General features: G+C 62.5%; 28 protein-coding genes and 1 tRNA gene. 12 read left to right on the top strand and 17 right to left on the bottom strand.

Annotated features, from left to right (window positions below; translation table 11 throughout):
* Positions 1-73: 73 nt before the first annotated feature.
* The 3 genes from ACFQ6H_RS16630 to ACFQ6H_RS16620 form a co-directional block, all read right to left on the bottom strand.
* A tRNA-Met gene (locus tag ACFQ6H_RS16630) sits at positions 74-147 on the bottom strand.
* Between the two features lie 54 nt (positions 148-201).
* On the bottom strand, positions 202-912 hold the full coding sequence (locus ACFQ6H_RS16625) for a FadR/GntR family transcriptional regulator (protein ID WP_378647319.1): 711 nt from the start codon (positions 910-912) through the stop codon (positions 202-204).
* A 22-nt stretch (positions 913-934) separates the two neighbouring features.
* Positions 935-2,602: an L-lactate permease gene (locus ACFQ6H_RS16620; RefSeq protein ID WP_378647318.1), complete on the bottom strand. Its 1,668-nt coding sequence runs from the start codon at positions 2,600-2,602 to the stop codon at positions 935-937.
* Between the two features lie 181 nt (positions 2,603-2,783).
* Here ACFQ6H_RS16620 and ACFQ6H_RS16615 point away from each other — a divergent pair, with 181 nt between their 5' ends.
* From ACFQ6H_RS16615 to ACFQ6H_RS16600, 4 genes are read left to right on the top strand one after another with little or no spacing between them, the layout of a single operon-like run.
* Complete coding sequence (locus tag ACFQ6H_RS16615; RefSeq protein ID WP_378647316.1) at positions 2,784-3,533, top strand: (Fe-S)-binding protein; 750 nt, start codon at positions 2,784-2,786, stop codon at positions 3,531-3,533.
* Positions 3,530-5,050, top strand: coding sequence for a LutB/LldF family L-lactate oxidation iron-sulfur protein (locus ACFQ6H_RS16610; RefSeq protein ID WP_378647314.1), 1,521 nt, complete (start codon positions 3,530-3,532; stop codon positions 5,048-5,050). The genes ACFQ6H_RS16615 and ACFQ6H_RS16610 overlap by 4 nt, the downstream gene beginning before the upstream one ends.
* Positions 5,047-5,673, top strand: coding sequence for a lactate utilization protein C (locus tag ACFQ6H_RS16605; RefSeq protein ID WP_378647312.1), 627 nt, complete (start codon positions 5,047-5,049; stop codon positions 5,671-5,673). The genes ACFQ6H_RS16610 and ACFQ6H_RS16605 overlap by 4 nt, the downstream gene beginning before the upstream one ends.
* A 58-nt stretch (positions 5,674-5,731) precedes the next feature.
* Entirely contained in the window at positions 5,732-6,547 is an 816-nt protein-coding gene (locus ACFQ6H_RS16600; protein ID WP_378647310.1) for a mycofactocin-coupled SDR family oxidoreductase, read from the top strand.
* Between the two features lie 6 nt (positions 6,548-6,553).
* Here the strand turns inward: ACFQ6H_RS16600 and ACFQ6H_RS16595 are convergent, their stop codons facing one another.
* On the bottom strand, positions 6,554-7,192 hold the full coding sequence (locus ACFQ6H_RS16595; protein WP_378647309.1) for an LON peptidase substrate-binding domain-containing protein: 639 nt from the start codon (positions 7,190-7,192) through the stop codon (positions 6,554-6,556).
* Complete coding sequence (locus ACFQ6H_RS16590; protein ID WP_378647307.1) at positions 7,192-7,668, bottom strand: DUF309 domain-containing protein; 477 nt, start codon at positions 7,666-7,668, stop codon at positions 7,192-7,194. The genes ACFQ6H_RS16595 and ACFQ6H_RS16590 overlap by 1 nt, the downstream gene beginning before the upstream one ends.
* 140 nt (positions 7,669-7,808) lie before the next feature.
* Between ACFQ6H_RS16590 and ACFQ6H_RS16585 the strand changes: the two genes are divergently transcribed.
* A complete protein-coding gene (locus ACFQ6H_RS16585) occupies positions 7,809-8,153 on the top strand; it encodes a YciI family protein (RefSeq protein ID WP_378647305.1) in 345 nt (114 codons plus the stop codon).
* Between the two features lie 6 nt (positions 8,154-8,159).
* Positions 8,160-9,401, top strand: coding sequence for an RNA polymerase sigma factor (locus tag ACFQ6H_RS16580; RefSeq protein ID WP_378647303.1), 1,242 nt, complete (start codon positions 8,160-8,162; stop codon positions 9,399-9,401).
* Between the two features lie 8 nt (positions 9,402-9,409).
* Here the strand turns inward: ACFQ6H_RS16580 and ACFQ6H_RS16575 are convergent, their stop codons facing one another.
* From ACFQ6H_RS16575 to ACFQ6H_RS16565, 3 genes are all read right to left on the bottom strand, one after another.
* On the bottom strand, positions 9,410-10,822 hold the full coding sequence (locus ACFQ6H_RS16575; protein ID WP_378647301.1) for an FAD-binding protein: 1,413 nt from the start codon (positions 10,820-10,822) through the stop codon (positions 9,410-9,412).
* Positions 10,823-10,884: 62 nt separating this feature from the next.
* Positions 10,885-11,463 (bottom strand): hypothetical protein, encoded by a 579-nt coding sequence (locus ACFQ6H_RS16570; RefSeq protein WP_378647299.1) that lies wholly within the window; start codon positions 11,461-11,463, stop codon positions 10,885-10,887.
* 35 nt (positions 11,464-11,498) lie between these two features.
* On the bottom strand, positions 11,499-12,098 hold the full coding sequence (locus ACFQ6H_RS16565) for a TetR/AcrR family transcriptional regulator (protein ID WP_378628738.1): 600 nt from the start codon (positions 12,096-12,098) through the stop codon (positions 11,499-11,501).
* A 140-nt stretch (positions 12,099-12,238) separates the two neighbouring features.
* Here ACFQ6H_RS16565 and ACFQ6H_RS16560 point away from each other — a divergent pair, with 140 nt between their 5' ends.
* The 3 genes from ACFQ6H_RS16560 (at position 12,239) to ACFQ6H_RS16550 (ending at position 14,964) form a co-directional block, all read left to right on the top strand.
* Positions 12,239-13,384: an acyl-CoA dehydrogenase family protein gene (locus ACFQ6H_RS16560; protein ID WP_007730036.1), complete on the top strand. Its 1,146-nt coding sequence runs from the start codon at positions 12,239-12,241 to the stop codon at positions 13,382-13,384.
* Between the two features lie 73 nt (positions 13,385-13,457).
* Positions 13,458-14,219, top strand: a complete 762-nt coding sequence (locus ACFQ6H_RS16555) for an SDR family NAD(P)-dependent oxidoreductase (protein ID WP_003939707.1) — start codon at positions 13,458-13,460, stop codon at positions 14,217-14,219.
* 97 nt (positions 14,220-14,316) lie between these two features.
* Complete coding sequence (locus tag ACFQ6H_RS16550; protein WP_378647322.1) at positions 14,317-14,964, top strand: TetR/AcrR family transcriptional regulator; 648 nt, start codon at positions 14,317-14,319, stop codon at positions 14,962-14,964.
* A 2-nt stretch (positions 14,965-14,966) separates the two neighbouring features.
* On the opposite strand, the gene ACFQ6H_RS16545 is transcribed toward ACFQ6H_RS16550, so the two are convergent.
* Positions 14,967-15,428, bottom strand: a complete 462-nt coding sequence (locus ACFQ6H_RS16545; RefSeq protein WP_378647297.1) for an SRPBCC family protein — start codon at positions 15,426-15,428, stop codon at positions 14,967-14,969.
* Positions 15,429-15,517: 89 nt separating this feature from the next.
* Here ACFQ6H_RS16545 and ACFQ6H_RS16540 point away from each other — a divergent pair, with 89 nt between their 5' ends.
* On the top strand, positions 15,518-16,129 hold the full coding sequence (locus tag ACFQ6H_RS16540) for a TetR/AcrR family transcriptional regulator (protein ID WP_020909261.1): 612 nt from the start codon (positions 15,518-15,520) through the stop codon (positions 16,127-16,129).
* A 6-nt stretch (positions 16,130-16,135) separates the two neighbouring features.
* Here the strand turns inward: ACFQ6H_RS16540 and ACFQ6H_RS16535 are convergent, their stop codons facing one another.
* On the bottom strand, positions 16,136-16,714 hold the full coding sequence (locus ACFQ6H_RS16535; RefSeq protein ID WP_378647295.1) for a TetR/AcrR family transcriptional regulator: 579 nt from the start codon (positions 16,712-16,714) through the stop codon (positions 16,136-16,138).
* A gap of 34 nt (positions 16,715-16,748) precedes the next feature.
* On the opposite strand from ACFQ6H_RS16535, the gene ACFQ6H_RS16530 reads away from it, so the two are divergent.
* Positions 16,749-17,726 (top strand): DMT family transporter, encoded by a 978-nt coding sequence (locus ACFQ6H_RS16530; protein WP_378647293.1) that lies wholly within the window; start codon positions 16,749-16,751, stop codon positions 17,724-17,726.
* Here ACFQ6H_RS16530 and ACFQ6H_RS16525 read toward each other — a convergent pair.
* The 6 genes from ACFQ6H_RS16525 to ACFQ6H_RS16500 all read right to left on the bottom strand — a co-directional run bounded on the left by ACFQ6H_RS16525 (position 17,713) and on the right by ACFQ6H_RS16500 (position 21,175).
* Positions 17,713-18,534, bottom strand: a complete 822-nt coding sequence (locus tag ACFQ6H_RS16525) for a tyrosine-protein phosphatase (RefSeq protein ID WP_378647291.1) — start codon at positions 18,532-18,534, stop codon at positions 17,713-17,715. The two genes, ACFQ6H_RS16530 and ACFQ6H_RS16525, sit on opposite strands and share 14 nt — an antisense overlap.
* Positions 18,535-18,569: 35 nt before the next feature.
* A complete protein-coding gene (locus tag ACFQ6H_RS16520; RefSeq protein ID WP_020970904.1) occupies positions 18,570-18,983 on the bottom strand; it encodes a phage holin family protein in 414 nt (137 codons plus the stop codon).
* A gap of 67 nt (positions 18,984-19,050) precedes the next feature.
* On the bottom strand, positions 19,051-19,992 hold the full coding sequence (locus ACFQ6H_RS16515) for a DUF1214 domain-containing protein (protein ID WP_378647289.1): 942 nt from the start codon (positions 19,990-19,992) through the stop codon (positions 19,051-19,053).
* A gap of 64 nt (positions 19,993-20,056) precedes the next feature.
* Positions 20,057-20,365, bottom strand: a complete 309-nt coding sequence (locus ACFQ6H_RS16510) for an SHOCT domain-containing protein (RefSeq protein ID WP_378542359.1) — start codon at positions 20,363-20,365, stop codon at positions 20,057-20,059.
* Between the two features lies 1 nt (position 20,366).
* Positions 20,367-20,804 carry a DUF6325 family protein gene (locus tag ACFQ6H_RS16505; RefSeq protein ID WP_378647287.1) on the bottom strand — a complete coding sequence of 146 codons (438 nt, stop codon included), beginning with the start codon at positions 20,802-20,804 and terminating at the stop codon, positions 20,367-20,369.
* Positions 20,801-21,175 carry a PLDc N-terminal domain-containing protein gene (locus ACFQ6H_RS16500; RefSeq protein WP_030537228.1) on the bottom strand — a complete coding sequence of 125 codons (375 nt, stop codon included), beginning with the start codon at positions 21,173-21,175 and terminating at the stop codon, positions 20,801-20,803. The genes ACFQ6H_RS16505 and ACFQ6H_RS16500 overlap by 4 nt, the downstream gene beginning before the upstream one ends.
* Positions 21,176-21,345: 170 nt before the next feature.
* Between ACFQ6H_RS16500 and ACFQ6H_RS16495 the strand changes: the two genes are divergently transcribed.
* Positions 21,346-22,881, top strand: coding sequence for a LuxR C-terminal-related transcriptional regulator (locus ACFQ6H_RS16495; RefSeq protein ID WP_378647285.1), 1,536 nt, complete (start codon positions 21,346-21,348; stop codon positions 22,879-22,881).
* Here the strand turns inward: ACFQ6H_RS16495 and ACFQ6H_RS16490 are convergent.
* Positions 22,816-23,403 carry a TetR/AcrR family transcriptional regulator gene (locus ACFQ6H_RS16490; protein ID WP_378446911.1) on the bottom strand — a complete coding sequence of 196 codons (588 nt, stop codon included), beginning with the start codon at positions 23,401-23,403 and terminating at the stop codon, positions 22,816-22,818. The genes ACFQ6H_RS16495 and ACFQ6H_RS16490 overlap by 66 nt on opposite strands.
* Positions 23,404-23,456: the final 53 nt, after the last annotated feature.

The following is a 23,456-nucleotide window of genomic DNA, read 5'->3' as shown; positions in this document are numbered from 1 at the left end:
CCCCCGGCGGTTAATAAAGGCGCACAGCAAAAGGCCCGTAGGTCGCTTTCGCAACCTACGGGCCTCTTCTTTGTAGCGGGGACAGGATTTGAACCTGCGACCTCTGGGTTATGAGCCCAGCGAGCTACCGAGCTGCTCCACCCCGCGTCGGTGTGAAACCAACAGTACACGACTTCTGGAGGCGCAATTACCACCCCCCTGTCACTGGGCGGAGTGGGTGCTTTCGGCGTAATAGCCACGAATATGTCCGGTGATGCGTTCGCGCGCCGATTCGGGATCTCCCGCCTGCACTGCTTGGACGATTCCGCGATGTTCCTCGCGGAGTCGGCAGCACGTGCTCGGCCAGGAATCGAGATTCACTCCCGAGAGGACGTACGCCTCGATCGATTCGCGTAGCCCCGTCATCATCGCCGCGACAACCCGATTGCCGGCAGCGTCCGCGAGTGCAACGTGAAATTGGGCGTCGAGGATCAGGAACTCGTGCGCGCTGAGTTCGAGATTGTCCATCGAGTCGAGTAACTCGACTGCCGTTTCCAAGTTGGGAGTTGGTTGCGTTCGTGCGAGCTCTTGCATTACTTCGGCCTCGAGCACGAGGCGCGTTTTAACTACATCTGTCACCGGAAAACCTTGTGCGGCAACCTGCATTCGCATCAGCATGGTCATGCCGCCGGTGGGACGGGCGACGATCATCGCGCCGGAAGTGGGGCCGGATCCCGTCTGCGCTTTCAGTAGGCCGAGTGCTTCCATGACGCGCAGAGCTTCGCGAACCGACGAACGACCGACGCCGAGTTCGGCCGCCAGGATGCGCTCACCAGGAAGCCGCTGACCCGGGACGACTTCTCCCGATGTCAGCCGCTTCTCCAGGTGTGTCAGTACTTGTTCCCACGCGCGTGGACTCGAATCGGAGGGCATGAGCCAAGAGCCTAGGTGCTTCCTACGGGAGCATCCACGACAGGACCGGTGTGGATTGCAGATAAACGAGCGTGCACAGGATGAGTAACATGCCGAGGCTGTAACCGATGACCTTGCGCAACAGGATCGGCTCGCTACCTACCTGCCCGACTGCAGTTGCCGCAATTGTGAGGTTCTGAGGGCTGACCAGCTTTCCTACGACTCCTCCGGACGTATTGGCCGCGACCAACAAGGTCGGATCGATGCCCGCAGTTTGTCCCGCCACCTGCTGCAACTTGGCGAACAGTGCATTTGCGGAGGTGTCGGAACCGGTTACGGCTGTACCGAGCCAGCCGAGCATGGGGGAGAAGAAGGCAAATGCAGCGCCGGTGCCGGCCAGCCAGGTGCCGATCGACACGGTTTGTCCTGACTGGTTCATGACGTAACTCAAGCCGAGCACCGTGGCGACAGTTGCAATTGCCAGCCGCATCTTGACCACTGTCGTGCCGAAGGTCGTCATGGATTGCCGCGCGCTCAGGGGGAATCGTTTTCCGTGAGTCCAGAAACCGTAGACGGCTGTGACGATGATGCCGCAGATCAAGAGAAGTGTGCCGGGATTGGACAGCCAGGAGAACGTGTAGATCGCGCTCGACGAGGGGGTTCCCGTGTCGGTCAGCAGATTTCCGTACAGACCAGGCCATTCGACCTTGCGATCGGTTTTGCTCAGCCAAGCGGGAAGATCGAATCCGACGGTCCACAGCTTGGCGACACCGAAGACCACAACTACGAGCAGGTAAGGGAAGAGGGCTAGAAAAGTTCGTGACGGACTGAGCTTTTCGGGTTCGACCTTGGAACGCTGATCGTCCGGGGTTGTGGGACGCCAGAAGCGCAGCATCGCAACCGCAGCGGCGAGGCCGGCAAGAGACGCGACGACGTCCGTCAGTTCGTACGAGAAGTGGCTCGAGCACCAGAACTGCGCGAGCGCGAAGACGGCGCCGGTGACCAATGCGATGGGCCAGACCTGCCTCAATCCTCGTTTGCCATCGACCAGGAACAGGAGAAGAAGCGGCACGAACAGTGCCAGGATCGGAGTCTGCCGACCGACGACGGCTGCGATTTCGGTGGCGGGAATCCCAGTCAGGTTCCCCGCCGTCGTGATCGGAATAGCCATGGCGCCGAAGGCAACTGGCGCCGTGTTGGCAACCAGGACGGTGACGGCTGCCCGGATGGGCGGCATGCCGAGTGCGATGAGCATGGCGCCGGTGATGGCGACGGGTGCGCCGAAGCCCGCGAGTGCTTCGAGCATCCCGCCGAAGCAGAATGCGATGAGCATGGCCTGTACGCGCATGTCGCCACGCCCGACTGTGTTGAAAACACGTCGGAGATCTTCGAAACGTCCACTCACGACGGTCAATTCGTAGAACCAGATTGCCGTGACCACGATCCACATGACCGGGAAGAGGCCAAAGGTGATGCCTTGGAGCGCCGAGAGCGCTGTCAGCGAAGCCGGCATGTCGAATCCGATTACCGCCACCGTCGCTGCGACTGCCAAGGCGCCGAGTCCCGAGTACCACGCTTTGAGTTTGAAGCCGGTCAACAGGACGAAGAACGTCGCCAGGGGAAGTAGCCCGACGAGCGCCGACGCGGTCAAAGACCCGCCGATCGCGGTAGTGGACGGTGTGAAGCTCACCGCAAGCAGCTCGGTAGCCACTGGTATCTCCTGACAGGCTGTCGAATGACGATGTGTGGTCGGACCACAGGAACGTACACCATGACCCCGGTCACAATCGAGCATTGATTCGATTTCGGCATTTTTCGGGTATTTCAGTTCTTGGTGGCGCTGACCGTGCTTTACTGTGGTCAGACCACACCGACAGATTGCGGGGAACCACATGCGAGTAGCGCTGTTCGCCACCTGTATCGGGGACACGATGTTTCCCGACGCCGTCAAGGCCACCGCCCTCCTGCTCACCCGTCTCGGGCACGACGTCGTGTTTCCGTCCGGGCAGACCTGCTGCGGGCAGATGCACGTCAATACCGGCTATCAGCCGGGAGCGCTCCCGTTGGTCGCGAACTACGCCGATACCTTCGGTGATGCGTCGATCGACGCGGTTGTCGCACCATCGGGGTCGTGCGTCGGTTCGGTCCGTCATCAACACGAGATCGTCGCCGAGCGCTACGGCACCGCATCACTGTGTGGGCAGGTGCAGACGGTGAAGGCCAAGACGTATGAATTATCCGAATTTCTCGTCGACGTTCTCGACGTCACCGATGTGGGCGCGTACTTCCCGCACCGAGTCACCTATCACCCGACCTGTCACTCACTGCGCATGTTGAGGGTGGGGGACAAGCCACTTCAGTTGCTGCGCAACGTCCGCGACATCGATCTGGTCGAACTCCCCGAAGCAGATTCCTGCTGTGGATTCGGCGGCACATTCGCCATCAAGAATGCGGAGACCTCGACGGCCATGCTGGCGGACAAGATTCGCCACGTTGCGGACACCGGCGCCGAATTCTGCAGCGCCGGAGACTCGTCCTGCCTCATGCACATCGGCGGCGGTATGTCACGACTGCAGATGGGCGCCAAGACCATTCATCTCGCCGAGATTCTGGCGTCGGTGGAAAGCCGGGTGACAGTATGAGCGCCGTGACTCTGGGTCTGCCCAGCTTCCCGCCTAGATCCCCCGAAGGTGCAGGGTTCCTGCGCGGAACCGAAAAGTTCCCCGTCGCAGCGCATCACGAACTGGCCAACGCGCAACTGCGACGCAATATCGGCAAGGCGACACACACCATTCGTGCCAAGCGCATCAACGTGACTGGAGAGCTTCCCGATTGGGAAGAACTGCGTGATGCCGGATCCGCGATCAAAGCCGACGTCATGGCCCGATTGCCGGAATTGCTCGAACAGTTCGAAGCTGCAGTCATCGCACGCGGTGGGCAGGTGCATTGGGCAGCGGATGCCAACGAGGCCAACGCCATTGTGACCGAACTCGTCAAAGCCACCGGCTCCGAAGAGGTCATCAAGGTCAAGTCGATGGCCACGCAGGAGATCGGTCTCAACGAGCATCTCGAAACCCAGGGAATCACCGCCTACGAGACCGATCTCGCGGAATTGATCGTCCAGCTCGGCCACGACAAACCGTCGCACATCCTGGTTCCCGCGATCCATCGCAACAGGTCCGAGATTCGAGAGATATTCCTTCGTGAGATGCCAGATGTCGATCCGAACCTCGGGGAGAACCCGACCGAGCTTGCCGCCGCGGCACGAAAGTTTCTGCGCCACAAGTTCATGACGACGCCGGTCGCCGTCTCCGGTGCCAACTTCGGCATCGCGGACACGGGAACACTGACCGTCGTGGAGTCGGAGGGCAACGGGCGAATGTGCCTGACGCTCCCGAAAACACTGATCACCGTCATGGGCATCGAGAAGATTCTGCCGACGTATCAGGATCTGGAGGTCTTCCTTCAACTGCTGCCGCGGTCGTCGACGGGGGAGCGGATGAACCCGTACACATCCCTGTGGACCGGCGTCACGCCCGACGACGGTCCACAGCAATTTCACCTGGTCCTCCTCGACAACGGCCGGACCGCCGCGCTTGCCGACAAGATCGGGCGGGAAGCCCTGAGCTGCATACGGTGCTCGGCGTGCCTGAACGTGTGCCCGGTCTACGAGCGCACCGGTGGCCACGCCTACGGATCCACCTATCCGGGACCGATCGGCGCGGTACTGACTCCGCAGCTCGCGGGCATGCATGGCAAAGACGATCCGAATTCGACCCTTCCTTTTGCCTCGAGTCTGTGCGGTGCGTGCTTCGACGCCTGCCCGGTCAAGATCGACATACCCTCGCTGCTGGTCGAATTGCGTCACCAGAAGGTCGAGCAATCCGGTGTCACGGCAGAGTCTTTGGCGATGAAAGCCGCGTCTGTTGCGATGTCGACTGAGGGCCGGTGGACGCTCGCTCAGAAAGCTGCCGGGCTCGGACGCGTCGTGGCAGGCAAGAAGGGGAAGATCTCGACGCTGCCACCGCCATTGAACGGTTGGACCGCCGCCAGAGACATCCCCGCACCACCCAAGCAGACCTTCCGATCCTGGTGGGACTCAGACGAAGGACGCGATGCATTGGACGAGGCTCGTCGTGACGGGAGGGCGGACAGATGAATTCACGTGAGGTGGTACTCGGTCGCATTCGTGATGCGATCACCTTGGCGCCGGCCCGTGAGAGCGAGATACCGCGTAACTACCGGACTGGCAGAACCATGTCTGACGAGAAGCGCATCGAACTGTTCGTCGATCGACTCGAGGACTACAAGGCTCACGTCTACCGATGTGCTGCAACAGAAATCGCCGAGGTCGTCAGCGGAATACTGAGCGCACACGAGCTGCGGACGCTGGGCATCCCCACAGGACTCGACCGATCATGGGTAACCGGGTTCGACGGAACGCTGGTGGTGGACAGCTCGGACGTGCCGGCTCCCGAACTCGAGAAGCTCGACGCCGTTGTCACCGGCTCGAAGGTCTCCTGCGCCGAAACCGGCACCATCTTCCTCGACGCCGGTCCATCGCAAGGGCGTCGTGCGTTGACACTGGTGCCGGACACACACATCTGCGTCGTGTATCGCAGCAGTGTGGAAGTGGGAGTGCCGGAGGCGATTGCGAAGCTGACACCGGAGCACCCCACCACCATGATCAGCGGCCCGTCGGCGACCTCCGACATCGAACTCGAGCGCGTCGAAGGTGTCCATGGTCCGAGGAATCTTCACGTCGTCATCGTCGACGGTTGATTCCCGTCGAGCGGGAACTCGGAGGCAGCGGGCCACATCAGCGTCTAAGGTCCCGGCCATGACACAACTGTTGGCAGGCAAGGTCGTTTTCATCACCGGTGCGGCGCGGGGTCAGGGACGCAATCACGCGATTCGACTCGCGCAGGAAGGTGCAGACGTCATTGCTGTCGACGTATGCGCGTCGGTGTCCGAAAACGTGGGCTACGCGGCCGCAACTGAAGCTGACCTCGAAGAAACGGCGCGCCTGGTTCGAGCCGAGGGACGCGAGATCGTCACTGCTGTAGCGGACGTCCGTGACCTCGAGGCACTGCGTGCGGCAGTTGCGTCGGGCGTCGAAAAGTTCGGTCGCCTCGACGTCGTGATCGCCAACGCGGGCATCGCAACGTGGAATCGTTTCTGGGAGATGCCGGAAGAGCAGTGGTCGACGCTGGTGGACATCAATCTCAATGGTGTGTGGCGCACGATGACAGCTGCGGTTCCTGCAATGATCGAAGCCGGCAACGGTGGTTCCATCGTGCTCGTCAGTAGTGCTGCCGGCGTCGCCGAAGCGCCCGGTTGCGCGCACTACTCGGCTGCCAAGCACGGGCTCGTCGGTTTGGCACGCACTGCGGCAACGGAATTGGGCGGCTTCGATATTCGAGTCAACAGCATTCATCCGGGGGCAGTGGAGACCGAGATGGGCAACGATCCCAATGTCGGCAAGATACTCACGGCGCACCCGGAGTACATGAACTCGTACAAGTGGCCGCTCACGTCCGTCCCGCGCACCACCGTCGAGGACGTCTCCAATGCCGTGGTCTACCTCGCGACGGACCTCTCCCGCGCGGTCACCGGGACGAAGATCGTCATCGACATGGGTCAGACGATGGCGTAGTTGCGCTCAGAGGAGTTTGAACTGCGCGACCTCGATGGTGTTCTCGACTGCCTCCGAGAGTGTGCGTATACGTTCGTCGGCGCCTGGCGCGGTCAAAATCGCCAGGCGATCGGCGTCACCCATCGGAATGCTCCTGGCGAGGGCATACAGCCGAGAACCCAGCGGATCCAAGGGATCCGGTGGGACGGGCATTCGCGGAGTCTGTTCGCCGGCCCGAAGTGCGAGCTTTCCCAACATTCCGTACATGAACTCGATGCGCTCGAGGAGTGAGTCGTATTCGTAGGCGGTGACGGGTGTTCCGTTGTTCTCGTCCGGCCACAGTTCGACCTCGGCACGCGGGAAGGGATCGTCCGGCAGCCAGCGATTGACCCGGATGCGGCCTTCGGTCCGGCAATACAGCTGATACCGTCCGGCACCCATTGCGACATGAGACTCGATCCGAGCCAGAGTGCCGACGTCGTGGCGTGATTCGCCGCCACCGACCTCGTGGCCACGGGCGATGAGCACTACTCCGAACAGTGGGCCGTCGGCAGCTTCGAGAACATTCTCGACCAGTGCGCGGTACCGAGGTTCGAAGATGTTCAGCGGCAACACCTCACCCGGTAGCAAAGCGGAGCCGAGCGGAAACATGGGGAAGATGGGCATCAGGGGATTCTCAACCTCGGAATCGGAGGGGCGGGGAAATCGCCGGGGCGATCGATTTCGGCGAGCAGGTGTTCGGACCACGTCAGCAGACCGGGGATGTCGAGTCCGTGTGGACTCTCGACCTCGTAGTGCCTGATGCGATCGTGACCCTGACCGAGGAGCGAGACGGCGCCGGTGGTGTTGCCCCGAAGTAGATGTGTGAGCCCGACGGCCAGTTGTGCCAGCCCCTGCCACAGGTCGCGCTCCTCGGGCGGCGCGTTCTTCCACGTTCCTTCGAGAATTTCGTGTGCATGAAAGGGCATGCCGTGGTCGAGGAGGCGCTGAGCCTCGGTGATCGACTCGTCCGGCGGCAGGCGCACATCGTCCGGAATGCGCGGGACACCGCCCGCTGCGTCGCGTGGCAGTGGACGGCCGAGCCCGTCGCGGGGCCGCGAATTGAGGGGCTTCCCAGCGTCGTCCCGGTCGCGTTCGGTCATACACTCAGCCTAACGGCAGCGCCTCCGACGAACCCGCCGAAAGTTTTTTCGAGTCGCCTGTCGATTCCGGGGAGAACCGTTCGTCGTCATGTTGTAAGGCAAGAAAGCCGGAAGAAAAACAACAGAATGAGGAGTCAGCCATGAAGTACATGTTGCTCATCTACACCGCACCCGGCGGAGACACCGAACCCCAGTGCACGTTCGAGGACTGGCAGCAATACGACAAGGAAATGAAGGACGCCGGCATCTGGGTGTCCGGCGATGCCCTCGCCGACCTGACCACCACGACGACGGTTCGAGTCTCGCAGTCCGGGGAAAAGTCCGTCACCGACGGGCCCTTCGCAGAAACCCGCGAGATCCTCGGCGGCTACGACGTCATCGACGTTCCTGATCTGGATGTGGCGCTTTCCTGGGCCGCGCGGTGCCCCGGCGCGCGCGACGGCGGCAGCGTCGAGGTGCGTCCGCTGGCCGGGTTCGGGGACTGATTCGCCGTGGACGAGCAGGCCGAGAACTCCATCGAGTCAGTGTTCCGGGAGGAACGTGGACGGCTCTTGGCCTCGCTTGTCCGCCGTTTCGGTGATCTGGATCTGGCAGAAGAAGTCACCTCCGAAGCCGTCGAGTCTGCGTTGGTGCACTGGCCCGTGGACGGTGTGCCGGCCAAACCCGGCGCCTGGCTGCTGACCACGGCGCGCCGCAAAGCCGTCGACAGGCTTCGTCGTGATCAGGCCTATGCGGCGCGCCTGGCGGTGATGCAGGTGGACGCCGATCGTGCCGACCCTGCGCCGCCCACGGTCGACGGGGAACTTCCCGACGAGCGGTTGCAGCTGTTCTTCACCTGCTCGCACCCAGCGCTTGCCGAGGACGACCGAATTGCGCTCACCTTGCGTTGCCTCGGCGGGTTGACGACGCCCGAGGTTGCTCGGGCCTTCCTCGTTCCTTCGGCGACGATGGCGCAGCGGATCGTGCGCGCGAAGAAGAAAATCCGTCAGGCTCGGATTCCTTTCCGGACTCCCAGCGCCGAAGAACTCCCGGAGCGCTTGCCCGGTGTTCTGCAGGTGATCTATTCGGTGTTCACCGAGGGGTATGCAGCGAGTTCGGGTCCGATTCTGCAACGCGTCGACCTGGCGGTAGAGGCGATCAGGCTGGCGAGGATCTTGCGTGCGTTGCTTCCCGATGAGCGCGAGATTGCCGGGTTGCTCGCATTGATGCTTCTCGTCCACGCGCGTCGGGATGCCCGTACCGACGCCGGTGGCGAGATCGTGCTCCTCGAAGACCAGGATCGCGGGTGCTGGGACCAGCCGATGATCGAGGAAGGCAGCGATCTCGTCGTCGTCGCGTTGACGGGGGGAGCGCCGGGGCCCTACGGGGTGCAGGCCGCTATCGCCGCACTGCACGACGAGGCCACTGATGTGGAGAGCACCGACTGGCCACAGATCTGCGCGCTCTACGGAGTGCTGCTCACACTGACTCCGTCGCCGGTCGTTGCCCTCAATCGGGCAGTTGCGCTTGCGATGCGCGACGGCGAGGAGGTCGGGCTGGCAGCGTTGGAGGAACTGGCAGCCGAGCCCAAACTTGCCGACTACCATCCGTATTACCTCGCGCGCGCCGAACTGCTCGCTCGGTTGGGGCGCACCGACGCAGCGGCATCCGCGTACCGACAAGCTCTGAAACTCGTTGGTACGGAACCGGAGCGGGCCTACCTGGAGCGTCGGTTGGGTGAGATCTCGGACTGAGCGCCGTCTCAGACCAATTCGAGCCTTCGCGCCATGTCTGACACGAAAACACCTGTGGGATCGATGTTTCTGCGTATCTGGATCCACTCGGCGATTCGCGGATACATCGAGTGGAAGCTTGCTGCGGTAGTCCGAGAGTCCTTCGCGGTATAGAGGCGACCGCCGAATTCGAGTACCCGTTTGTCGAGGGAAGCGACGAACTCACCCAGCCCGGGTTTGATGGGGAAATCGAAGGCAACGTTCCATCCGGACATCGGAAAGCTCAGTGGCGCTGCGTTTCCCTCGCCGAAAAGTTTGAAGACGTTGAGCGCTGAGTAGTGTCCCGAACGCTGGATATCGCGGATGATGCTCTTGAATTCGTCGACCGCGTCGACGGGCACCACGAACTGGTATTGCAGGAATCCCTTGGACCCGTAGGCACGGTTCCACTCACCGATGAGGTCGAGCGGATGGTAGAACTGCGTCAGATTTTGGACCTTCCCGACGTAGTTGCCGCCGGTGCGGTAGTAGAACTCGCCGATCGCAGAGGCAGAAAGCTTGTTCATCAAGCCGTTGGGGAACATGTCCGGCGTCGTGAACAGTTGTGGCGCATCGAACTTCAACGGATTCTTCTGCAACTTCAGCGGAAGCTGGTCGACGGTTGCCAATGAACCACGCGTGATCGAGGCCCGGCCGAGCTTCGGAGGCGCACTGACCGCGTCGAACCAGGCGCTCGAATATGTGTAGTCGGCTTCGCTGCCGTCGCTGTGGAAAGCGACGGTTTCATCCAGACTCGCGGTCAGAGCGCCGTCGTTGACGAAATACGCCGTTTCGGTCGGCGTCATCTCGAGGGTGACGCGCAGGATGATCCCGGTCAGTCCGATTCCGCCGACGGTAGCCCAGAAGAGCTCGGATGTCGGGCCTTGCGGCTCCAAGGTTCGGATACTGCCGTCGGCAGTGAGCAGATCCATCGAGCGGACATGATTTCCGAAGCTGCCCTCGGTGTGGTGGTTCTTGCCGTGGATATCGCAGGCGATCGCTCCGCCGATGGTTACCTGGCGTGTTCCGGGGAGCACCGGGACCCAGAGGCCGAACGGTAGTGCCGCTCGCATCAGCTGATCGAGGGAAACTCCGGCGTCCATCTCCACCAGTCGGGTCTCGGCATCGATCTTGTGAATTCGACGGAAGGCAGTCATGTCGACTACCAAGCCGCCGGTGTTCTGCGCATTGTCTCCGTAAGACCGACCCAGACCACGTGCGATGATTCCGCGTCGGAGGTGCAACGGCTTGTCTGCATTGTCGTCTGCGACGCGGGCGACGGCCTTCGCGATCGCCTCCACATCAGGAGTCGAAACGACGTGCGAGGTCGTTCGGGCTGTGCGACCCCAACCGCCGAGGACGGTGGGCGCAGTGATTGGCAGATCGGTGGCGTTGTCGGACACGAAATCCGAGGGTACCTGTTTGCGGACCACCCGGTCTGAAACCGTTGGCTGCGACGGTGCTCTTATCGAGGGACGTCGAGATCGAAGTACAGGGTCTCGGACCAGTAACCGAGACCGAGCTCGCGGAGCGGTTCCTCGACGCTCTCCTGAGTCGGCGTGAACAGCCTCTCCCAGAACTTTGGCTTGGTGGGTGCGAACGTGGTCAAAGCCGCCTCCATCTCGGTGTCGATGGTCGCCAGACCGGCCATCAGTGCCTGGCCTTGTTCTGCGAACGGTTCGTCGTCCATGTCGAAGATCTCGCCGCATTCGAGGACGAAGTAGTGGTCGGGCTCGGTGTGGCTGCGCAGGAAGCTCAGCGCTTCCCCGGCCATCGTGCCGAGTTCGGGGTGGTCGATGCGGCCGAGGAAGTCTTCGAGCCGGGCGATGCCGGGGCCACAGGGCGCGGTGACCGCGATCAGGTCGGGAACGTCGTCCCAGATGATCGACTGGCGAGCGAAGGGATTCACGGACACAAGGATCCTGGGGACCAGCGGTATCGCGTACGACCACTCCGAGATTCCCTGGAGGCGCCGGGCGCGAGCGGCAGCCGGATTCTCTTGCGGGGCAACAGGGGTCGTGTAGAGATAGGTGCGGTTGGCCACTGGCTGATTCCTTTCTGCGGTCGGCGTCACCTGAATCAGGCGGCGCCCACCATCCTCAATGCCAGGTCTCCGTACAGTTTTCCGATGTCTTCCGGATCCGTGTAGTTGCCGGCCGGGAACCAGCGGCACACGTCGACGCACAGGGACATCAAGGCGAGGGTGACGCCTTCGGCGTCGGGGATAGTGAAATCACCCGACTGGACGCCGGCATCGACAACCTCCCGGACCACCCGCGTCGTGCTGCGACGAAGCGCGACGACGGTTCGATAGTGCTCTGGTGTGAGTGCCGTGAGTTCGTACTGGACGACGCGAGCGAGTGAGTGGTGCCCGGCCTGCCAACTGGCGAACGTGCTGATCAATTCCCGCAGGCGAACGGACGGTTCTTCGCCCGGGCGGTCGGCGCCCTCGACCACTTTCAACGCTTCGGTGTGGCCTTCGAAGCTGATCGCGAAAAGCAGTTCTTCTTTCGAGCGGTAGTGCGGGTACATGGCGGCGGGGCTCATGTCGAGTCGTGCGGCGATGTCACGGGTGGTGGTGCCGCCGTAGCCGGCGGAGGCAAAAGCGTCCACGGCTGCCGCGCGGATACGGGCCGCAGCTTTGGAGGGGCTGATCACCACTTCAGGTGAATCGCTCACGGTTTCCTCCAGATGTGACGGATTTCGATGTTGACAATATCCCGCTCTCGATTCACTATAAGCAGGTGCTTAGATTCTAAGCGAATGCTTAGGAACATCGTTACGTGTGGCTTTGCCACGCCGAAAGGAAGCAACTCGTCATGCGTCGCACTCTGTACGGACCCGATCACGAGGCATTTCGCGAATCTGCCCGCGAATTCGTCAACCGGAACATCCTTCCGGTCGCAGAGAAGCTGATCGACCAGCGCTTCATCGATCGTGAAATCTGGCTCGAAGCGGGACGCAACGGCTTCCTCGGGCTCGAGGTTCCGGAGGCGTACGGCGGAAGCGAAGCCGGCGACTACCGCTTCAACGCGGTTCTGGCCGAAGAGCTCTCGCGCGCCAGCGCAGCTGTTGCCTCGAGCTTCGGCATCCACGCCGACGTCGTTGCTCCCTACCTCGTTCAGCTCACCACCGAAGAGCAGAAGCAGCGTTGGCTGCCCAAGTTCTGCACCGGTGAGATGCTGACGGCCATCGGCATGACCGAGCCTTCCGGTGGATCCGACCTCGCCTCGCTCAAGACCACTGCGGTCAAGGACGGCGACGACTGGATCATCAACGGCTCCAAGACCTTCATCACCAACGGCTACAACGCCGACCTTGTGATCGTGGCGGCGCGGACCAGTCCCGAGAAGAAGTCCAAGGGCATCACCCTCTTTGCCGTCGAAACCGGCATGGAAGGCTTCGAGCGCGGACGCAAGCTCGACAAGGTCGGCCAGCACGAGTCCGATACCGCCGAACTGTTCTTCGAGAACGTTCGCGTGCCGTCCACCAACATCATCGGTGAGATCGACCGCGGCTTCATCCACATGATGGAAATGCTGCCGCAGGAGCGCGTCGGCGCTGCGGTGTCCAACATCGCGCACGCCGCTCCGATCCTCGAAGAGACGCTGCAATATGCCAAGGACCGCAAGGCTTTCGGTCAGCCGATCGGCTCGCTGCAGTGGAACAAATTCCTTCTCGCGGATCTCGTCACCCGCATCGAGGTCACGCAGGCCTACGTCGACAACTGCGTCGCGGCACACGCCGCCGGAGAGCTGACCGCCATCGACGCCGCCAAGGCGAAGTGGTGGACCGCGCAGGTGCAGAACGAGGTCCTCGATCACTGCGTTCAGTTGCACGGTGGCTACGGCTTCATGACCGAGTACCGCGCCGCTCGCGCGTGGATGGATGCTCGCGTCACCAAGATCTGGGCCGGATCGAACGAGATCATGAAGGAACTCATCGGCCGCGATCTCGGCCTGTAATTTCGCAACTGCAGTCGATACGTCACTGCAACCGCCACTTCCCGAACCCGACGACACAGGAGCATCACCGCGCATGTCTGTTCTCGACAAGTTCTCTCTGACCGATCGAGTGGTCATCGTGACCGGTGCGTCGTCGGGCCTCGGGGTGGCGTTTGCGAAAGCCGCAGCAGAGGCCGGCGCGGACGTCGTCCTCGCTGCTCGCCGCGTCGACAAGCTCGAAGACACGGCCAAGCTCGTGCGTGACGCAGGCCGCGAAGCATTGTGCGTGGCCACCGACATCGTCGATCCGGCTCAGGCTCAGAACATGGTCGACGCCGCGATGGAGAAGTTCGGCCGCGTGGACGTGCTGGTCAACAATGCCGGCGTCGGAACTGCCGTTCCAGCGACCCGCGAGACCCCGGATCAGTTCCGCGCCGTCATCGACATCAACCTCAACGGGTCGTACTGGGCAGCGCAGGCGTGCGGCCGCGTCATGCTTCCGGGCAGCTCCATCGTCAACATCTCGAGCATTCTCGGACTGACGACGGCCGGACTGCCGCAGGCTGCCTACGCGGCGAGCAAGGCGGGCGTCGTCGGATTGACCCGCGACCTCGCACAGCAGTGGGGAACGCGCAAGGGCATTCGTGTCAACGCGATCGCGCCCGGCTTCTTCAAGTCGGAAATGACCGACCAATACAACGACGGCTACTTGGACGCGATGGCTCCGCGCCTGATCCTCGGCCGGATGGGCGATCCGGAAGAGCTCGCAGCCACGATGGTGTGGCTCGCATCCGAGGCAGGCGGATACGTCACAGGCCAGACCATCGCCGTCGACGGAGGAATCACCATCACCTGACGCCGATGCCGAGATGTCGCCCGCTTTGCCGTATAAGTAGCTGGTGACCTCTCGCGCCGAACCTCAGGAGAACTGGGAAGACCGTCCGCCACCATCGATGGCTGCGACGGAGCTTCTGCGTGACCTGCCGGTGACCGCTCGCGGCGTCCGTACCAGGGCTTCTCTTGTTGCCGCGGCTCGGACTGTGTTCGAACGCGCGGGGTATCTCGACGCCCGGCTGACGGACATCACCAAGGAAGCGAACTGCTCCACCGGCACGTTCTACACCTACTTCGACAACAAAGAGCAGATTTTCGCCGCAGTTCTCGAAGTTGCGCAGGAAGACATGCTGCACCCCGGCATGGGACGGGTTCGTGACGTCGACAATCCGTATGCGGTCCTCGAATCGAGTAACCGTGCGTATCTGACAGCGTTTCGCCGCAACGCCAAACTCATGGGTCTGCTCGAGCAGGTATCGCACATCGATCCGGCCTTCGCGAAATTGCGTCAAGATCGGGCCGAGACCTTCATTTCGCGTAATGCGCGCGCCATCGAACGCTTGCAGGCTGCAGGCAAGGCAGACCGTTCACTGGATCCGCTGCTGGCATCGCGAGCGTTGTCGGCGATGGTGAGCCGTCTTGCCTACAGTTCGTTCGTCTCGGAGGAACCTGGCGCCGACGGCAACCCTGTCCCGTTCGAGGACGTCGTCAAGACGGCTACTCAGGTGTGGGCCAACGCCCTGGGCCTCGAAGGCGACCGCGGGTAGTTTCAGCCTTCGCCGCGGGCCGCGAACTGCTCCTCGAGGCTGTGGCGCAGTGTTTCCTCGCTGTTCTTGACAGCGTTTTCGACGAACGGCCCGATCAAGCGGCCGAGTGCTTTGCCGGCAATGCCGCCGGGGAGTTTGTAGGCGAAGTCGACGGAGAGTTGGGTCTTGGAATCGTCGATCGCGGCGAACTCCCACATGGACGAGTTGGATACACCGCCGAGCGAAGACAGCTTGATGATGCGATTTTTCTCCCACTCGGTGACCTCGAGCTTGGAACGCAACGTGCTTGGCCCGATCTGCATGGCAGCGTCGAACGTGGCGCCGAGCCCTTGATCGAACTCTCCGAACGGGGTGAACTCGGAAACACCGAACATCCACGTCGGGACGTTGCGGTAGTTGTCGATGTAGTCGAAGGCGACATCAACCGGCACGGCAGCAACCGCGGTGTGGCGAACATGGATCATGACTGGTCCCTGTCTTTCGGTGAACATCGACTGTAACCAATGGCACCGACGTGTTCGGCGGCGGCGCAAGAGCGATCTACGGTATCGGTATGACGAACGAGCTTCCGGTACGCGGTTCCTGGCGCGATTACGAAGACCTGGGACTGCCGAAACCGCTCGCTGCGGCGTTGGAGGCGTTCGTCGAGCAGGGCTATCACGGGACTTCGATCCGCGACGTCGCGTCGCGGTCCGGCTTGTCGGTGCCGGGGCTCTACCACCACTACCCGTCCAAGCAGGCTCTGTTGATCGGTTTGGCGACGGTCGTGATGACGGAGTTGTTGGAGCGAAGCCGAGCCGCCGAACTCGATGCCGGGGACGATCCCTCGGACCGCTTCGACGCGGTGATCGAATCTCTGTTGCGGTTCCACATGTTTCGACGCGAGCAGTCGTTCGTCGCTTCCTCCGAGATTCGCAGCATGGAGCCCGACAGCCGGGCGAGTTACATCGCTCAGCGCGACGAACAGCAGAAGCAGGTGGACCGGATCGTCCTCGACGGCGTCGCTTCGGGAGTGTTCGAGGCCGACCATCCCGAGGACGCCAGCCGCGCCGTCGTCACGATGTGCGTCGCCGTGGCGGTCTGGTACCGCCCGGACGGTGAATTGTCCCCGGACGAGTTGGTGGAGAGGTATCTGGAGATAGCGAGGCGCATGGTGGGGGCGTAGGGGCGATCACACGGAGTTCTTCAGCAATTCGAGCGCCGCGTCCCGGCCGGCGCCGAAGGGGTCGGTGCCGATACCGATCCCGTCTGCGACGAGGGCGCCTTCGTGAAGCAGCATGATCGCCTCGACGAGACGTTCGTCGGTTTGCCCGTCCGTCGCCAGAATGCGCCGAAAAAGGTCCAACATCTCCCGCTTCTGTTCGGCGACCACACCGAACACCTGATGTGAGCGATCACTGAACTCGGCGTGGGCGTTGATCATGCTGCACCCCTTGCCTCCGCTCGCCCCGGACCAGGAGGCGGAAGCATCGAATACCGCACTCAACTGTTCGGCGCGGCTCTCGCCGGCGGATTCGAGCTTCTTGTCCCGAAAGGCCCGCCACCGCCGATCTCGGTCCTTCAGGTACTCCACGACGAGACCGTCCTTCGAGCCGAACCGCTCGTACAGAGTTTTCTTCGTGACCCCGGCGTCCAGTGCGACGGTATCCACGCCTACGGCATGAATTCCCTTTTCGTAGAACAACTTCGACGCCGACTCCAGGATGCGACGCGCTTTCGGAGTCAACTCGGGTACGGATTCCTCTGCCATGGACAAAAGTATACCGATCTGTATAGTCGAACGTGTGAGTAAACAGATCGGTATACCTCGGATCGTGATCCCGAGATCTGTCGTGACGGCTACCTTGTCGGTCCTGTTCGTCGCGTGCTGGAGCTCGGGTTTCATCGGAGCCAAACTCGGGGCCGGCAGTGCCGAGATCCCCACGTTGCTGATGTGGCGTTTTCTCCCGCTTGCGGCGGTACTGCTCCCGATTGTCTGGCTCTCCGCCCGGCGCCGGAACACGATGCCGACACCGCGGGCTCTCGGCAGGCAGGTGGTGATCGGGATGCTCTCCCAGAGCGGCTACCTGTTGTCGGTGTACTGGGCAGTCGATCTCGGTGTGAACACCGGAACCACCGCACTGATCGACGGTATTCAGCCGCTGGTCGCGGCGGCTCTGCTCGGTCCGCTCCTCGGTGTTGCAGTCCCGCAGATGCAGTGGGTCGGATTGGCGATCGGACTGGGCGGCGTCGCACTGGTCACGGCAGCCGACGCAGGAGCCGGTACATCTGCTCCGTGGTGGGCGTACGCGATCCCGTTCCTGGGGATGCTCAGCCTGGTTGCATCCACCTTCGTCCAACAACGCGCTCTCACGACCACGCCACCTCTGCAGGCTCTGGCTATCCACTGCTCGACCAGTGCAATAGTTTTCACGTCTCTCGCGGTCGCCTCCGGCAATGCCGTACCGCCAAGCGTCAACACATTCTGGATCGCATTGCTCTGGTTAGTCGTGCTGTCCACCTTCGGTGGTTACGGGCTGTACTGGTTACTGCTCCGTCGCATCGGCATCACGTCCGTCAACACCTTGATGTTCTTGATCGCCCCCGTGACCGCGGTCTGGGGCGCGTTGATGTTCGGAGAATCCTTCACTCCTTTCACCGCGCTCGGCTTGGCAGTGGGGATCCTCGCCGTCGTCGTGGTCACCCGGGTGGACAATCGCCAGAAGAAGCGGGACGAGGGCGAAAATGCCTGTCCGGTAAGGGCTCCGATCACGTCGCGCTGATGACTCCCGACCGGGATGTGAACCGCTCGCGGAGCGCGGTGAGTTGCTCTGCGGTGAGCTTCAGTCCGTTGATTGCGTAGTCCTCGACGGTGCCGAAGTGCGTGCGCATTTCGTCGAGAGCGGCGTCGAAGTAGCTGTCACGGACTCCGAGGAGGGGCCGGAGTAGTTCTGCGTCAACGCCTTTGCTGGCGGCGAACTCGAGTATCGGTTCCGTCATGGGCGCCAGATCGGTATTCGTCTCCAGATAATCGGCGCGTACGTCGGCTTCGTCGGCGCCGAGGAGGAGCAGGAAGGAGGTAGCGGCCCATCCGGTTCGATCCTTGCCGGTAGTGCAGTGGAAAAGTGCTGCCCCGGTGCGTTTTTCGTCAATGAGGTCGAGGTAGAACGTGCGATAGGCGTCGAGAGCGGACGGCAGGCTGACGAAGTTGCGGTTCGCTTCCTCCATCTGCGCGATCCCACGGCCGCCGCTGATGGTCTCGGCGTACACGAGCGGGTCGGTCATGAGTAGTCCGGTGGCCGCTGCATTTTGGGCATTGTCGGCGAGGACGTCGAGCCAGACCGTGCGTGTCGAGTCGGGGAGATTGTCGAGTGCGCCGTCGCGCTCGGCGGCGGTCCTCAGGTCGTAGACCGTCCGGACGTCCAAGTCGGCGACCGCGGCAACGTCGTCCCCGTCGAGTTTCGCGAGCGTCGCCGAACGGTAGAGCGCGCCTGCGCGGACGGTGCCGTCAGCAACGGGAATGCCACCGAGATCCCGGAAGTTCGGGGCGGTCTTGAGGAGAACGCGACGATCGAGCGGGTGACTTGGCATGGCTGACTCCTTGTGGGTTCCGTTTCACTGATCATTCATGCCTTTTGCACACTGCGCACGAGCTTTTCGGCATTGCGTCTCTTGATCCACTTGTCGATGACAAGAGCCATGAAGATCCACCCTCCCAGTGCGGTGATCACCCACACGATGATCGGTGCGAGGATCCAGGACCCGACGCCGCTGATCTCAATGCCGTCGGGGACCAGGGTGGCAACCCAGAGCGCGAGCAGCGTGGCGACCAAGCCGACACCACCCGCGAGCGGAGCCGCGTAGTGCAGTGCCACGCTGAGCACGAATGGGCCGAGAATCATGTGTGCGAGGGTGAATACCCCGATAGCGGCCAAGAAGCCGTTCACGCTCAGGCTGACCCCGGGAAGAGCAAAGTGTACGACGATCAGCGCGATCGCACCGAGTACGCATTGCGAAATGAGCTGAAATAACAGGCGCATGGCTTGTACCTCCGTGATCAGGTCGAGTCACCCGAGAGTTGGGTGTGCGTGGGAGATAGACGCTTCTCTAGAGCGCTTCGGGACGTGGCGCCGTCCAGGTGCCGTCGAGCACGGTGGGCTGGGGGCGGTACAGGCGCAGCACGTAGTTCCAGCCGGGCATGATGGGCAGTGCGTTCGCGACGCCGTTGAGATGGACACCGAAGCGGATGGTGGTGCTGCCGTCGGAGTCGGGGGTGGCTGTGAGGCTGTTGATGCTGTTGACGCCCAAAGCGTTTTCTTCGAAGTACCCCGCCGCGTTGTACAGCGAGACCGACCAGAACGCATCCACGGGAACGTCGTTCAGGCGCAGGCGGTATTCCCCGACGGGGAGACGTTCGTCGAAGTTGACGTAGGTGGCCTCGTACTCGGGGAGGCCGCCCCAGCCGGAGGCGGTACCGAGCAGGTGCCTGATGGGGTCGACTTCCGCCGCGGTGCCGAATGAATGGTCGTATGTGGTGATGCCACGAGCGAGGGCGAGGAGCGCGTCGCGGGTCTCGGTCTGCGACTGCTCGTCGTAGTCGCGCAACGGGAACTTGCCTGTTCCGCCGCCGTCGATGGTGAGGGCGTCCTGCAACCGGTTCACCTCGGTGACGTCTTCGGGGCTGTTCGGATCGACGAGGATACGGACGATCAGTGCGGCGTAATCGGTTCCGACCAATTCGCGCGTGAGCAGGTGCTCTCCCGGATCGCGCAGGATGACAGGACCGTAATGATCTTGACTGACCACCCACACGGAGATGTAGCGCTTGCCGGTATCGGGCACCGTGATCGTGACGTCTTCGCGCACATCGACGATCGCGCTGCTGTACAGGGTGTCGCGGTTCTGGCGGATGATCGGCTGGTCGTCGAGCGACCCGAGATCACGAGTGTGGTTCCACGTGCCCAGGCCGACGCCCGCGGCCAGGCGAGCGAACATGAGATCGGATTCTGCCCGATTGAAGTTCAGGACGTTGACTGAGGTCGCGGACATAGCGGGTTCCATTCGGTGTCGGGTATGGAAGCGAGAGCGGGAATCCCTCGCCCGTCGGGGTGAATCAGCCGAGCAGTCGAGCTTTCGCGGCTTGAAACTCGGCCTCGCTCAGTAGACCTTGTGATTTGAGGTCGCCGAGTTTCTGCAACTCGGTGACGAGATCGACCGGGGAGGCGGGTGCGGGTGTGGGCATCGGAAGTACGGCCTGCTGCTGGGCAAATTCGTACTGCGCCTGCTCGTATTCGGCTTGGGCTCTCCTTTGCCGGCGGGTGGCCATACCGTCGCTGACGGCGGTCGCGGTACCGGTCACAACCGCGGTGCGTGCGGCGAGGCCCAGCAGTCCGGGGCGACCTCTTCTCGGTATGTACGGCATGTCAGACCTCCAGTTTCGGGATGATCGTGTCTATGAGGGCGTTGACGACGGGTGCGGGTATCCGTTCGTAGCCCAGTAACACCGCTCCGGACGCCGCGGTCCGGGCGGCGAGCTCGCGCTGATAGACCAGCTCGAGCGCGACCAGCAGCGCTGCAGCGCCGGTGGGAATGGCTGCCGCGAGTTCGGTGATGTCCTCATGCCCGAGCAGACCGGACGCGCCGAGCATCTCGACGTTGATCTCGAAGCCGTTCGGTAACTCCTCGACCTCGATGAGGGTGAGTTCACCGTCCTCGGACTTGGAGATGACGATCAGATCGAGCAGCCGCACCAGGCCCGTATCCGTGAGGTCGGTGAGCGCGGAGAGCGCGGCCGGGTCGAGGTTCTGCCCAGGCAGACCGAGAAGATAGAAATCGACAGGGCCGAAACGCGCGGCACTCACGAGAGGACCTTCAGCTTCAGTGCGGCGAACTCGTCCTCGCTGATCGCTCCGGCTTCGAGCAGTGCTGCGGCTGCGGCGATCTCCTCGCTGGGGCTCTTCCCCGCGACCTCGCGGATATACGATTCGGCGGCCTTCTCGGCGTCGCGTGCGGCCTTGTTGCTGCGTTCCGTCATCCCTTCGCCGCGGGCGACGAGATAGACGAGCGCGGTGAGGATGGGCAGGAAGAGTAGGAAGAACACCCAGACGGCCTTCAACCAACCGCTGAGCTTGTGATCGCGGAACAGGTCGGCGATGATCGCGAACAGCGCGAAGAGATATCCGATGAAGACGGTTGCCCACAGCATCCAGCCGAGGCTTTCCCAGAAGCTCATGTGTCTTATCCGTTTCGTGTCAGGCCTGCGCACCGGGATTCCGCCGACTAGCGCATTTCGGTTGATTCCGGCAATTCTCACTGGTTTCCGCAGGCTTCGATCGCGGTCTCATCCGAAGCGGATGAGACCGGATCTCCACGGACATCGAACGTCTCGAGTATCTTCGACACATGATCGAAGCCGTGCGCGACGCACTCGCATCTGGTGAGGCGGAGCAGGCTCGACGCGTCCTGCGGAAAAACTGGCTTCGTTTGATTCTCGAATCTCACACCAGGGAACTCGAGCAACTCTGCCTTGCGCATCCCGATCCGCACGATCCGCACATCCTGCTGATACGGGCGTGCTGCCGCGATCTCAGCGGCGATCCGTACGGCGCTGAGTTTCTCCGCGGGCAGGGTCTGCGTGTCGCGTCCGACGATTTTGTCGTCTGCTTCACCGACTTGTTGCTCGCTCCGGACACCTCGACCAAGGCCGTCATCGCCGATCGCGCTCGCCACGCGCTCGCCCAGTGTGAGCCCGAGGACGATTACCCGTCCGCGCTTTTCCTCCTCGGGTGGACCGAGATCAGGCTTCGTCGTGACCTTCCTCGCGCAATCGCGCTACTTCGCTCCGCCAGCGACGAGGCGCAGTTGCAGTCGCGTACGGAGACGTTGCGTCTCGCACAATCCAATTTGGCTTTTGCGCTCACCCACGCAGGAGTATTCACCGAAGCCGAACGGATCCTCGACGGCCTTCCTGCGCGAGAGGTGGCGTCCGATTGGGAACGCTTCGAAGGCGGTCTCCCACAGTCGAATCGAGGGTGCATCGCTTACTGGCGTGGCGACTTCGAGGAGGCGATCGCTCAGTTCGACTCGATCATCGTGGAGGGCAGTCCCGGAACCAATTTCGAGGCGCTCGCCCGTCTGTACTTGGTGATGAGCCTGATCGCTCTGAACCGGGAAGATCGGTACCACAACGCCGCTCGTCTGCTGAGAGGCGTGAGCACTGCGGACAAGCACGGCATTCCTTGGGATACGCTGCGGCGCGTCACCACGGCCTGGCTCGCCCACGCTCAAGGACAGGACGAGCAAGCTCGCCGCATCGCAATGCCCACGCTGACCAGAACAGGTGCTGCGGTCGCTCACGCGCTTCTCGCGGAGCTCTACCGAGTCATGGGGGATCCGGAACCGTCGGCTCAAGCGCTTCGCTTGGCAACCTCGGCCGCGCTGCCGCGATATGCGCTGGTGAGCACCCTTGTCACGTCTGCCGCCCTGAGCTCCGTCGCCGGGCGTGGACCGCAGGCGCACGAGCAGTTGGATCGTGCGCTGGCGGAGGCAATCCCCGAGCGGATTCTCGCCCCATTTCTCAGCGGCGATCCGGTAATCGTCGATCTGTTGAACGCGCACACAACACAGGGGTCGAGACACCAGGAGCTCCTGCGCACGATTCTGGAAAAACGGGGCCGGCTCTCTGCCCAACTCGCCGGAGTCCTGACGGAACGTGAGAAAGAGATCCTCACTTTTCTGCGCACCACGATGACTGCAGACGAGATCGCTGCGCACCTCGGCATCGCCTATCCCACTGTGAAGACTCACATTCGCTCGATCTACCGCAAACTAGGCGTGACCAAACGGCGTGCCGCTGTTCAAGCAGCCGACAACCTAGACCGCGGGATCGGGCGCGATTCCGCGGCGGAGGCTGCGAACCGTCAGGTCCAAGGCCTGTAGTCGCGTCCCGGAGCCGCGGTTCACGTAGTCCATCGACGTGTAGAGCAGTGACCACAGCAGGTTCTGCACCCAGTCCGAACCCATGTCGGGGTCGATGGAACCGTCGGAGTGTCCGCGCTCGATGGCGTCGCTGACTCCGTCGTCGTTCGACGCGGACTCGGCAAACGAATCTTCTTGATACACGCCGGGAGTGAAGAACAGGACCGTCAAAAGATCGGCCAGTTCGAAGTATTCGTGGCACAGGCGCACCAGTGCCTCTGCTCCGGAGCCCTCACCGAGACGCGCCGCTGCTGCGGCCTCTCCGACGGCGCGGGTGGCCTCGGCCGCGACGGCGTCGACCAGGTCTGACCGTTCGGGAAAGTAACGGTGCAAGGTGGTCCGGCCGACCTTCGCGGCTGCAGCGATCTCGCTGAGCGTCGCGGCAGGCTTGGATGCGAACACCGAAACGGCGGCATCGAGGATGGCCTTTCGTGTGCGCTCGCGGGTCGCGCTTTGTTCTGGTGCGCTGTGGATCGTTGTCACGAATTCGAAGCGTAGCCGTGTCCGGTTTCGGTATCCAGTGTTTCCGTATCGGA

Source organism: Rhodococcus sp. NPDC056506, from assembly GCF_042794945.1.
Lineage (GTDB): Bacteria > Actinomycetota > Actinomycetes > Mycobacteriales > Mycobacteriaceae > Rhodococcus_F.
The sequence above is the reverse complement of the archived record's forward strand: the minus strand, read 5'-3'. Positions and strand labels throughout refer to the sequence as shown.

Coding starts and splice junctions, on each gene's coding strand:
- ACFQ6H_RS16625 (WP_378647319.1), bottom strand. CDS start 912: ATGCCCTCCGATTCGAGTCCACGCGCGTGGGAACAAGTACTGACACAC.
- ACFQ6H_RS16615 (WP_378647316.1), top strand. CDS start 2,784: ATGCGAGTAGCGCTGTTCGCCACCTGTATCGGGGACACGATGTTTCCC.
- ACFQ6H_RS16610 (WP_378647314.1), top strand. CDS start 3,530: ATGAGCGCCGTGACTCTGGGTCTGCCCAGCTTCCCGCCTAGATCCCCC.
- ACFQ6H_RS16605 (WP_378647312.1), top strand. CDS start 5,047: ATGAATTCACGTGAGGTGGTACTCGGTCGCATTCGTGATGCGATCACC.
- ACFQ6H_RS16600 (WP_378647310.1), top strand. CDS start 5,732: ATGACACAACTGTTGGCAGGCAAGGTCGTTTTCATCACCGGTGCGGCG.
- ACFQ6H_RS16595 (WP_378647309.1), bottom strand. CDS start 7,192: ATGCCCATCTTCCCCATGTTTCCGCTCGGCTCCGCTTTGCTACCGGGT.
- ACFQ6H_RS16590 (WP_378647307.1), bottom strand. CDS start 7,668: ATGACCGAACGCGACCGGGACGACGCTGGGAAGCCCCTCAATTCGCGG.
- ACFQ6H_RS16585 (WP_378647305.1), top strand. CDS start 7,809: ATGAAGTACATGTTGCTCATCTACACCGCACCCGGCGGAGACACCGAA.
- ACFQ6H_RS16560 (WP_007730036.1), top strand. CDS start 12,239: ATGCGTCGCACTCTGTACGGACCCGATCACGAGGCATTTCGCGAATCT.
- ACFQ6H_RS16555 (WP_003939707.1), top strand. CDS start 13,458: ATGTCTGTTCTCGACAAGTTCTCTCTGACCGATCGAGTGGTCATCGTG.
- ACFQ6H_RS16550 (WP_378647322.1), top strand. CDS start 14,317: ATGGCTGCGACGGAGCTTCTGCGTGACCTGCCGGTGACCGCTCGCGGC.
- ACFQ6H_RS16545 (WP_378647297.1), bottom strand. CDS start 15,428: ATGATCCATGTTCGCCACACCGCGGTTGCTGCCGTGCCGGTTGATGTC.
- ACFQ6H_RS16540 (WP_020909261.1), top strand. CDS start 15,518: ATGACGAACGAGCTTCCGGTACGCGGTTCCTGGCGCGATTACGAAGAC.
- ACFQ6H_RS16535 (WP_378647295.1), bottom strand. CDS start 16,714: ATGGCAGAGGAATCCGTACCCGAGTTGACTCCGAAAGCGCGTCGCATC.
- ACFQ6H_RS16525 (WP_378647291.1), bottom strand. CDS start 18,534: ATGCCAAGTCACCCGCTCGATCGTCGCGTTCTCCTCAAGACCGCCCCG.
- ACFQ6H_RS16520 (WP_020970904.1), bottom strand. CDS start 18,983: ATGCGCCTGTTATTTCAGCTCATTTCGCAATGCGTACTCGGTGCGATC.
- ACFQ6H_RS16515 (WP_378647289.1), bottom strand. CDS start 19,992: ATGTCCGCGACCTCAGTCAACGTCCTGAACTTCAATCGGGCAGAATCC.
- ACFQ6H_RS16510 (WP_378542359.1), bottom strand. CDS start 20,365: ATGCCGTACATACCGAGAAGAGGTCGCCCCGGACTGCTGGGCCTCGCC.
- ACFQ6H_RS16500 (WP_030537228.1), bottom strand. CDS start 21,175: ATGAGCTTCTGGGAAAGCCTCGGCTGGATGCTGTGGGCAACCGTCTTC.
- ACFQ6H_RS16495 (WP_378647285.1), top strand. CDS start 21,346: ATGATCGAAGCCGTGCGCGACGCACTCGCATCTGGTGAGGCGGAGCAG.